Below are 11,201 nucleotides of genomic sequence, written 5' to 3' on the forward strand. Positions count from 1 at the left end.
ACTCGATTTCTGCAAGGAGCGGCTGAAGAAAAGCCAACAAATCGTTTGACTTAAGAGGGGGCTAATTATGTTAATGGGTAAATTTCGTTTTATGAAAGCGCTTTTAATAGTACTGGCTATGGTTGTCAATGTACTGGCACTGCCCATTCAACCTGCCTATGCGGCAGATGAGTATGACACGTTACGAGCAAAAATTTATGATTTTACCACGGGAGGACCTACTTACGATCCAGCAGACCCTGACATCAGCGGCAAGATTACCAATATTACGACGCTTGCTCAGACGAACTGGGATACGATGAATAAGGCTGCAGGAAGAACGTATCTGTGGAGTGATATGGCAACGACAACGGAATCGGAGCATGTTTCAGGAAGTTACCAACGTTTAGAAGCGATGACGCTAGCTTATGTAACTAGAGGTTCAACGCTTCAGAACAACGCGACTTTGCTTGTAGATATTAAAAGTGCCATGGATTGGATGTACACGAACAGATATAACACTAGTGTACCGTTTAGAGGCTATGACAATTGGTTTGATTGGCAAATCTCCTCACCACTCAGCATCAACAACATAACAACATGGATTTATTCCAGTTTAACCTCAACACAGATTACGAATTGGCACGCTGTAATAGACTATCAAGCGCTTACTTGGGGAGCTGGTCTGACTGGAGCCAATCGTGTATGGGCTTGTAACATTAAAATAACAAGCGGGATTATTGTTAAGAACAGTGCAAAAATCATTGAGGGAAGAGACCAGCTTAGTTCGGTATTTGATTATGTGACTTCCGGTGAAGGCATGTATAGCGACGGTTCGTTTCTTCAACATACTGCACTTATTCCCTACAACGGCGGATATGGCATAAGTTTGCTCGACAATTTAACCAAGGTGATGTACGTAGTTGCAGGGTCTACTTGGGATATTACGGATCCGGATGTGAATAACATCTATCAATGGATTTATAATGCCTTTGAGCCTTTATTTTATAATACCTCCATGGCCGATATGGTCAGAGGAAGAAACATTGCAAGATTAGCCAGCGATGATAATGGGTTAACGTCAATGGGAGCGCTTGGTGCTTCTGTGGCAAGGATGGCTTTGTCAGCACCATCCGCCGAAGATCGGGCAGCCTATAAATCTATGGTTAAAAAATGGATGACAGACGCTACGTCTCCTACCAAGTATGCAGATTTGGTAATGATCAGCTCCATCGTGCAAACGAAACAAATCATGAGCGATCCATCCGTTACCACGAGAGATGCGCTTGTCATGAACAAACAATACCCGAATATGGCTAGGGCCATCCACCATAGACCGGGATTCGCATTTGGCATCAGTATGTCTTCGAATAAAATCGGAAATTTTGAAATCGTCAATAATGAGAATTTAAAAGGCTGGCATACTGGCGACGGGATGACTTATCTCTATAATTCGGATTTGACCCAGTATAAGGATTCTTACTGGCCTACCGTAAACAGCTATCGCTTACCTGGCACGACGGTCAATCAGAACACGACAGCAACAGCGAATGCTAAAAATCCGAATTCTTGGGTTGGTGGCACGGAAATATCGGGACAATACGGGATCACAGGTATGCAGTATACGGCAAATGGCGCTACGCTGACAGCGAAGAAATCATGGTTCATGTTTGATGATGAGATTGTGAATCTAGGTGCGGGTATTACGTCTACTGATAACAAGGTTGTCGAGTCTATTGTTGAAAACCGCAAATTGAATAGCAGTGGAAACAATGCTCTTACAGTGAACGGTGCTGCAAAGTCAACGTCACTAGGTTGGAGCGAAACCATGACTGGCGTGAACAAGGTTCATTTGGCTGGGAATGTCGCAGGTTCGGACATCGGCTACTATTTCCCGACAGCGACGACAATTAAGGGAGTGCGCGAGGCACGAACAGACTCATGGTCGAGCATTAATCAGTACTATACAGGTACGGAATACACGACGAACTATACACGCAACTACATGAATATGTGGTTCGATCATGGCACAAATCCGACAAATGCGGGGTATGCCTATGTGTTGCTACCAGGCAAATCTAGTGGGCAATTGGACACTTACGCCGCAAATCCGGATATTACGGTGATTGAGAATTCTACCGCTGCACAGGCTGTGCAAGAGAATGCACTTGGCATACTAGGAATTAACTTTTGGAATGATGCTTCCAAAACCGTTAGCGGTGTCACCAGCAACAAAAAGGCATCCGTGATGGTCCGCACGACCGAGAATGGAACCGAAGTTTCTGTAGCTGATCCAACGTTGGCCAATACGGGGACTATTCAACTTACGCTCACCCAACCTCTGGGGCCAGTGGCTTATAAGGATTCAAGGATAACAGCCAGCACTAGCGGCGGTACGACTACCCTCACCGTCAATGTGAATGGCGCAGGCGGCAAGAGCATTAAGGCGTTTTTTGCAACGCCTTCGGCAGGCCCAGTTACTGGTTACACGGTCAACGAAGATTTTGATGACATGCTGCCTGGCACATTGACCGGCCAAAACGGTTGGATTTTCAATAACGCAGGCGTGGCTGCAAATACCGTTATTGTACAGAAGGAGAATGACGTGAGCGGGGACAAATCGCTGAAAGTAACGACTGCCTCAACAAGTGGAAGTGCTGAAGCTTATCGTCTATTTAATGCGCCTCAAGGCGGCTACATCACAGCGGAAGCGACTGTTATAGCTGATGATAGCAATTGGAAAAATGCTTTAATCATAACGGACAACAGCTTAACTGCCAATAACGTAGCGGCTCAATTGGTACTGCAAAGCGGCAAAATTTGGGGCTATAACGGCAGTACTAAAACCGATGTGTTAACAGGGATCACGAATGGCCAGCCGTATCGCTTGAAAGTTGTGATCAATACGTATACGAAAAAATACGATGTTTACGTCAACGATACGTTGCTTGCGACTGGCTGGAATTATCGATTTACGGGAGTGAACACACTCGACAAGTTCTCTACCTCCATCGCTGGCAATGCAAGCTCGATGAGCGTGGACGATGTGAAAGTATCGTATGCACCTCTTACTTTAACTACACTAGTTAATGAGAACTTTAACGGTCTGGCGCTCGGTAACCTGAATGGGCAAGGCGGTTGGGTATTCGATAACGGTGGTATCACGGGGAACACAGGCGTAGTGCAGATGGTAAGCGGATCGACTACGAACAAAGCGGCTAAACTGACAACGACGTCCACCAACGGTAAAGCCGAGGCGTATCAGGTGTTTACCGCACCGGCAAACAGCACTGTTATCGTAGAAGCGACCGTGACGGCCGATGACAACAACTGGAAAAATGCCTTAGTCATCGCTGACAGCAGTCTTACTTCGAACAACAGTGCAGTCCATCTCATTATGCAGAACGGTAGAATCTGGGGCTACAACGGTGGTACCCAAACGAACGTGCTAACCTCGATCACGAACGGTGAATCCTACCGTCTGAAAGTCATCATCAACACAGCAACGAAGAAGTTCGATGTCTACGTGAATGGCGAGCTGCAAAGCTCACAGTGGAACTATCGTTATACCGGATTAACCAAGGTTGACCGGCTGGGCTCAGCGATCGGTGGCAATGCCAGCTCGATGAGTGTAGATGATGTCAATGTGAGCTATAACCCTTAAGGTTTTAATGTAGTTAGTTTTAGCTAAAAAGGCTGTCTAGGACGTTACATGCCCAGACAGCCTTTTTTTCTATCACAGCAATGACAAACACTTAAGAGGCAGTTGACCCCGTCGGCGTATAATCAAAAGCTACTTGCTTTATTTGAATGATTCTTTGGTTCTCGATGGCATAAACCTCATTGGGCTTGACCGTAAAATCATAGCTCTGATCTTCAATGGTCAGATGGGTCGTTACTGGTTCCTGTTCGATACCGATGATTGCTTTGATGCGACCCTGCAAATCAGTGACAATCCTGACGCCATGGCTAGCACGGAACACTTGTATGTCGTTGATATAGCCGTAGAAGAAGCCATTGCGACTTTCGAGCGTATAACGGTCTTGGTCCCATCTTTGGGTATAAGTTCGCTCATATTTACCGTCCTGAAGCCCACCCCAAAACACTTCATCACAGCTGATGGATACGCCATATAGGCGCGCAACATATTCCAATACGGAGAGAATGGAAGGGCCATACCCATCCTTGGCTTCACTAGGTTCGGCTGTAAATGGGTCAAATTGCTGCGGGAAGAAGGAAGCCTTTTCCATCACGCTCAAATAGATTCTCCCTAAAAGGGTTATTTCTGCAACATGGCCGTAGTTTTCCAGAGCTTGAATGGCTCGTTGATAGGTCAAGCTTTGTGGCTGTCCGCTCCAATTATTACTTGGAATATTACGGAACAGCGGATCATTGACAGCGATAGAGGGCAGCGGCATTGGCGTCCAGAACTCTTTTGGATTTAACATATGGTTGGCGATAAATTGGTCTGCCATCTCTTGGGTGAATCCTCCATAATACATGACCCGGAGATTATTGTGGACCAAAACATCCATAAATTCGTTATTACAGTCTCGGTCATAACAAGCCATTTTTTCAGGATGCCACAGATAAGATTGTATCTTGGCCCGCACCTCAGCTGCTTTTTCCAGCCAATAACACTCTTTACTGTTCCCTAGCTCCTTGGATATGAGGGCAAGTACATCTCTTCCGTTGCAGGAAAAGCCCATGACATCCATGGATGCGTAAGGAACTTGGCCGAGTCCATGCGGTGCGGTGTCACCTTCCCATGAATCAGGTGCTCCATCAAGACGTGTGCAGTGATCTTCTCCGGTATCCCATACGCACCAGGTTTCCAGGCAGCCATCCCCATTAGAATCCCGGGTTTTCCAGAGATAGTTGTCGAATGCCTCCAAGACTTCGTATAGCGTTTGAAGATAACCTTGATCCTTCTTGATCCAGTAGTACATGTTGAATGCTGGTACAGGGAAACAGTAACCCTGGAACCAGGCATAATCTGGGTGAGTTTTCCCGTCCACTATAGAAATCATCCCCGGCAATCTGCCATCCTCTCGTTGATGTTCCATGAAGATCAGTTGGTTGTTGAGAGCAACCTCGATATTGCGTTTCGCAACCATTTCCCCACCCATGGGTTGGGTTTCCAACCATACATTTGGATAGTAGGAGCCCTCGACAAGTACTTTTTTGTTCAAAAATGGGGTGATATTCTTCTTTATCATTTCTTCACTACGATCAAACAGCCTTTGCAGAGAATCGTTATTTGTAGCGAAAATGACTTGGGTTTCAGGCAAATTGGTATTATCGATGTTCACTTTTCTGCTCATGTGATTTCCCTCACTCAATCATAGTTATAGATCGAATTATATAACAGGAAATCTTGTGTTTCCCTTGAATGATCTGCATATACCCTTGAAAATTATGCAAAAAAATAACCTGCTCTGTGTCGGCAAGTTATTTCAGGCTTTATTTCTATATTGCGTGGGGGAGCACCCCGACAGGTCATTAAATACTTTACTAAAATAGTTGGGATCATTAAAACCAACATTCATTGCAATCTCTTTGATAGGTGCATCGGCTTCTATCAGGTATTTTTTTGCACGGTCAATTCTTAGTTGATTCATGTAGTGGTTCAGGGTTACGCCCATCTTATTCTTAAACATATGGTTGATGTAGGATTCACTGCAGTGGCAGTGTTCGGAGATCTGGGCAACAAAGATTTGCTCACAGTAATTGTTATGAATATACTCCAAGGCATGGATTAGAATATGATCCGAATGTGTATTCTTTTTCACATTGACACTGCTGGGTGGGAATTGACTAACAGCATCGGTAAAAATATATGTCAAATATTGCGCAGCAATCGATAAAAGAGAGTTGATAAGTTCCGGCTGGACGGCTTCTGGAGATAAGGAAGAATAATAATGCTCAAGCATGGTCTCGTAGCTTAAGTTGTGTGCTTTAGCGATTTTCTTCATCCGATATAGGGCTGTCTTCTGACGGGTACGAAATGCACCTGCAAAAATGGTAAGTACCAATTCGTCATGATGAAAGATGGGAACGACGAATTCTTCCACCCCCGCGTAACACATGCCATAGAAAGGTTGTTTGAGCTTTTCGCCTTTCTCCGCAACATCTTTTCTGCACAAACATCGGTCAAAAAGACGTTTATTAGACTGTTTAATATATAAGCAATAAGGATTGCGATGGAGTAAAAAAGGGTGCAGCATATTGGCAAATTCATGATCCCTTGTGGTCACGCCTTGATAATCAAGAATGCAAATTTGCAATTGATATTGCTGGCTGATATGGGTCAGGTAGTCAAAAAGAGCTTTATACTTGGGGTTTTCCATCACGTCCACCGCCTTTCATACGAATTTTATACCGCGTGTACCGATATTTCAAGAGTGTTTTGCAGAAATTTCAAGGTAATGACCCTCTGACCTACAATAGAATGTAGTCAAAAGGAGAGTGCTTTCGTATGAAAGATAAATTTCACAAAACCGATTTGTGCATTATTGGTGGGGGGATCGCGGGAATGTGTGCGGCGATTGCCGCTGCGAGGCATGGAGCTAAAGTCGTATTGATGCAGGATCGGCCGGTGCTAGGAGGAAACGCTTCTTCTGAGATTCGAATGAATATCGGCGGGGCACTTGGACTCAATAACCGTGAAACAGGCTTGTTGGAAGAGTTCGAAATGGAGAACCTTTCCCGGAATCACACGGCAAACTATTCCATATGGGATAGCGTGCTGTACGAGAAAGTACGTTTTGAAGAGAACATTACCCTATTGCTGAACTGCAGCTGTATGAAAGCAGAAATGGATGGGAATATCATCAAGTCTGTCAAAGGCTGGCAAATGACAACCGAAACGTGGCATAGCGTTCAAGCAGCCTATTTTGCAGATTGTTCAGGCGACGGTATACTGGCACCGCTGACTGGCGCGGAGTTTCGAATTGGAAGGGAAGCGGCAAGCGAGTTCAATGAATCGATTGAGCCTGAGCAGGCGGATAGCATGACCATGGGAATAAGCTGCTTGTTTCAAATCCGTGAAACGGATAAGCCGCAGCCGTTCACTCCACCTTCATGGGCTAATACCTACACCAGTGATGAAGATCTTCCCCATAGACAGCATGATAAACGGACGAATTTCTGGTGGATTGAGCTAGGAGGAGATCGCGATTCCATTCATGATGCGGAAGAAATTAAGGATGAGCTCCTGAAGATTGTGTTTGGCGTATGGGATCATATGAAAAATCATGGTGACCACGGCGTGGAAAACTGGGTGATCGATTGGATCGGTTTCGTGCCCGGCAAACGGGAAAGCCGCCGTTATGTCGGCGATTATATGCTGACACAGAATGATATCGAAGCGGAAGGGAAATTTGACGACCTGGTGGCTTATGGCGGCTGGAGCATGGATGATCACTTCCCTGCTGGCTTCCACTATAAGGACGGTCATCCGACGATTTATCATCGAGCGCCATCTCCATACGGCATTCCTTACCGGAGCCTGTATTCTAGGAATATTGGCAACCTATTCTTTGCAGGTAGAAATATTAGTGCAACACATGCTGCATTGAGCTCAACACGGGTTATGGGTACCTGTTCTCTGCTGGGGCAAGCGATCGGAACTGCGGCGGCGCTTGCAATCAAGGACAAGCTGACGCCAAGGGAAATCTACCGCCTGAAAATTCGGGAGCTGCAGGACATGCTGATGGAAGATGATTGTTATCTACCTTGGCGCCGTAGAACTCCGTCCTTGCTAACGCAGATGGCCAGTTTAACCGCGTCCAACGGCAATGCCGAAGTGTTAAGAAATGGCTATGATCGGACGATCGGCGAGGCGGATAACGGATGGATCGGCAAGGTAGGGGACTGGATCGAATACCGTTTGGAAAGGCCTCAACCGATCGGTGAACTACGTTTGGTTTTGGACAGCAATCTGAACCGCAAAATTCGTAATATGCCCAACAGCTATCCATTGAACAATACGTCCTATCATGTTCCCCAATCGATGTTAAAGGATTTCAGGGTAGAAGTCCTGGACAGCGACGGCAGCTGGAGGGAATTGCTGACAGTTACCCGAAATTACCAGAGGCTGCGGAAATTGAAGATAGATATTACAACACATGCTGTACGTCTAATCCCTTTATGTACTTGGGGTTCCGAGCAGGTTCACATTTTTTCGTGGGAGATTAGATCGTAACTATACCAGTCCCGTGTCTCTAATTGGCACACGGGACTGTTGTTCTTACAAAGGGCTTAATTTTGTAGAGTCCGACCATAAATTTGTTCATTATTGCGGGTTGGGCGATTGTGTACAATGAAACAAAAAGGAGGTAGTGATTAGGAAGTTCATGCGGTGTATGAAATGAAAGCTCTCACAATAAAAGGAGGAATAAACTTATGAAAAAATCGTTGGCAAAGTGTTTAGCATCCGTACTTCTACTGACCTTGCTCGCTCCGCAATGGCTGGGAGAAACGAAAGCTAGTGCCGCAACCCCGGCGAAATCGAATGCGACACAAGCTGCGAAGGATGTGCTGAATTACTTTGATACGGTGTATGGCAACAATCAGATCATTTCCTCGCAGATTGTTAGCACACAATACGGATATAACGAAATCGACCACCTCGGCTACTTGACCGGCAAATTCCCCGCGATGCTGGCTATGGATATGGGCTTCACCGTGTCGAGTACCGATATCGCGACTTGGCGTGATACGATGACGGAGCATGCCATTGATTATTGGAAAAAGGGAGGACTTGTCACGATGAGCTGGCATGAGACGAATCCCTTGGACCCCGCACCAGATGCTGGAGGATGGAACAGTGTCATCAGTACGATGTCCCAAGCGGATTTTGACTTGATGACTACGCCAGGTACGCCATTATACAACAAGTGGCTGGGCCACATCGATCTGATCGCAGGTTATCTCAAGACGATGAGGGACCAAGGCGTCGTAGTGTTATGGAGACCTTACCATGAGATGAACATCGGCTTTTGGTGGGGAGGGAAAACAGCGGACAGCTACAAGAAATTGTGGCAGAATATGTATGAGCGGTTTACCAATTACCATGGTTTAAACAACCTGATCTGGGTGTGGTCTCCGGCCCGGGACGATAATAATACTGTTACCAATAAATATTATCCAGGGTCGGCTTTTGTTGATCTAGGTGGAGCTGATATCTATGTCCAAAACCGTAATGATGCGAAATATGCGAATGCGAACAGTGAATTAACATCTGTCATGGCGGGCAAGCGATATGGTTTGTCCGAAGTGGGCCTGCTTCCATATGAAGGTGCGGTCCAAGCGAGCTGGGATTATACATGGTTTCAAATTTGGTCTACCGGTTGGATGGATAATCAGTTCTACGGATTCCCTAACGGCAATGGACCGGGTAATGATCCCTATCTTCTCAGACAATTTTATGCTAATCCCGTAACTATTACGCGAGATGAGGTTCCAGCATTCGGAAGGACGATTGACCCGGGAACGTTTATCTTCAAAGATGCGTTTAACCGCTATGCGTCCGACCCGGCCACACCGGTAGGCGGAGCCCCGGAAAACTGGACGATCGATACCACGGGAGGTACCGTTGCCGTGGCAGCCGTTAAATCTGTGGGAATCGATGGTCAGGATCGAAGCGTCAAAATCGATAAAACCCTTACCTCCGGTGGGGCGAGTGCCAAAAAAACGTTCGCGCCAGAAACCGGTACTGTGACCTTCAAAGCTAGTTTACGCACAGAAGATGCCAGTTGGAAAGATTTCCTGGTGGTGGATAGCTCAAGCCCAAGCAAAGTCGCTGTACATATCGGTTTAAATAATGGGTACTTGACTGCTTATAACGGGACAACGCATATGAGTCTCCAGCCGATCACATATGGGAAATTCTATGATGTGAAGGCAGTGGTGAATACGACAACTAAAAAGTATGATTTGTATGTCAACGGAGTGAAAGTGGCCAATCAATTCAGCTTCCGGGATTCAACTGCGGCTAATGTGGCCAAAATAGCGTTCGGCGTTGCCTCTGAGGCTACTGGTACCCTTTATGTCGATAATGTGAGAATATTTAAGTAAGGGGCTCTGAATCTAGGAGCGGGTTGCAAACGAGGGGCGGTCCTATGCCTCTTCGGAATTTGTAAAAAGGAAGAGAGATGAGTTAATCATGATTCTGCAGCAAGTCATGCTTCACAATTTTGAAGAGGTTGTTCCCGTTCCAGGAAGCTCCGCCGTTATGCTGGAGCGGATTCCCCGCAGTGTTGCCCTGCAGCTTCGAGAGACAACACAGAGTGAATACAAGAGGGCGGGATGCAGCGAGATTCGCTTCGTCAGTGAGGATAGCAGTCCCGTTGATGTCACCTTGTCGAGTCCAGACGGTCCGTGCAAAGCGTACCTGTATTTCGGGGACTTTCCATTCGGATTCGTAACACTGACTTCGGAACCGACCGTAGTCCGGATGGAGCCTAAGTTTCCCTATTTGCTGACCCATCAGGCGATTCAACCTGGCGCACTTCGCTACCCTCGACATGTATGGAGAATCCTCCTCCACGATACCCGGATTTGCTTCCACGGCATCGAAGGAAAAGACGTTCGTCCACCGTTCAGGGAAGAGCTGCCCCAACTTAGGTATTTAGCCTACGGTACCTCGATTACGTACGGGGCGCATGCTTATGTGCCCGACGTAACCTACGTCATGCAAGCTGCAACGAACCTGGGAATGGATTTGTTGAATTTAGGTGCTGCAGGTTCGGCTCATTGCGAGCCAGCTCTGGCTGATTATTTCGCTGACCGGAAGGATTGGGACATCGCCTCCCTCTGTATTTCCGTCAACATGCTGAACCAAGGAGTATCCGCAGCGGAATTTAGAGAGAAGACGACCTATATGGCAGATGCCGTTGCAGGAAGAAACCCGGGTAAGCCGGTTATTTGCATCGGGCTGTTTCCCAGCTTCAATGACTTTGGCTTGGCATGGCCAGAGCGAAACCCTGTGTCCACGCCGCAGGAGTATCGAGAGACATTACGCCAAGTTGTAAATGAATCGGGTTTGTCCAATCTATATTACGTTGACGGTACAGAGCTTTTGACCCAGTGGAACGGACTGTCCCACGATCTTTTGCATCCAAACCACCAGGGGATGATCGAGATCGGAAGCCGATTAGCGGAGCAAATGCGAGGTATTCTGGGCAAATAAGCAGAGGGACGGTTTAGCTAGCCGCAAT

General features: G+C 46.6%; 6 protein-coding genes. 4 read left to right on the forward strand and 2 right to left on the reverse strand.

Features of this window, described 5'->3' with window-relative positions; all coding sequences use genetic code 11:
- The first annotated feature begins 73 nt into the window (after nucleotides 1-73).
- A complete protein-coding gene (locus ACSQ8O_RS14905; RefSeq protein ID WP_436242327.1) occupies nucleotides 74-3,643 on the forward strand; it encodes a polysaccharide lyase 8 family protein in 3,570 nt (1,189 codons plus the stop codon).
- Between the two features lie 91 nt (nucleotides 3,644-3,734).
- On the opposite strand, the gene ACSQ8O_RS14910 is transcribed toward ACSQ8O_RS14905, so the two are convergent.
- Together ACSQ8O_RS14910 and ACSQ8O_RS14915 are read right to left on the reverse strand one after the other, a co-directional pair.
- Nucleotides 3,735-5,303 (reverse strand): MGH1-like glycoside hydrolase domain-containing protein, encoded by a 1,569-nt coding sequence (locus ACSQ8O_RS14910; RefSeq protein ID WP_436242328.1) that lies wholly within the window; start codon nucleotides 5,301-5,303, stop codon nucleotides 3,735-3,737.
- Between the two features lie 132 nt (nucleotides 5,304-5,435).
- Nucleotides 5,436-6,329 (reverse strand): helix-turn-helix domain-containing protein, encoded by an 894-nt coding sequence (locus ACSQ8O_RS14915; RefSeq protein ID WP_436242329.1) that lies wholly within the window; start codon nucleotides 6,327-6,329, stop codon nucleotides 5,436-5,438.
- A gap of 128 nt (nucleotides 6,330-6,457) precedes the next feature.
- Here ACSQ8O_RS14915 and ACSQ8O_RS14920 point away from each other — a divergent pair, with 128 nt between their 5' ends.
- The 3 genes from ACSQ8O_RS14920 (at nucleotide 6,458) to ACSQ8O_RS14930 (ending at nucleotide 11,173) form a co-directional block, all read left to right on the forward strand.
- Nucleotides 6,458-8,185, forward strand: coding sequence for an FAD-dependent oxidoreductase (locus ACSQ8O_RS14920; RefSeq protein WP_436242330.1), 1,728 nt, complete (start codon nucleotides 6,458-6,460; stop codon nucleotides 8,183-8,185).
- 200 nt (nucleotides 8,186-8,385) lie between these two features.
- Nucleotides 8,386-10,059 carry a glycosyl hydrolase gene (locus tag ACSQ8O_RS14925; protein WP_436242331.1) on the forward strand — a complete coding sequence of 558 codons (1,674 nt, stop codon included), beginning with the start codon at nucleotides 8,386-8,388 and terminating at the stop codon, nucleotides 10,057-10,059.
- Nucleotides 10,060-10,147: 88 nt separating this feature from the next.
- Nucleotides 10,148-11,173: a GDSL-type esterase/lipase family protein gene (locus ACSQ8O_RS14930; RefSeq protein ID WP_436242332.1), complete on the forward strand. Its 1,026-nt coding sequence runs from the start codon at nucleotides 10,148-10,150 to the stop codon at nucleotides 11,171-11,173.
- The last annotated feature ends 28 nt before the right edge of the window (nucleotides 11,174-11,201 follow it).

This window comes from Paenibacillus sp. LjRoot56 (assembly GCF_964253335.1).
Classification (GTDB): domain Bacteria; phylum Bacillota; class Bacilli; order Paenibacillales; family NBRC-103111; genus Paenibacillus_E; species Paenibacillus_E allorhizoplanae.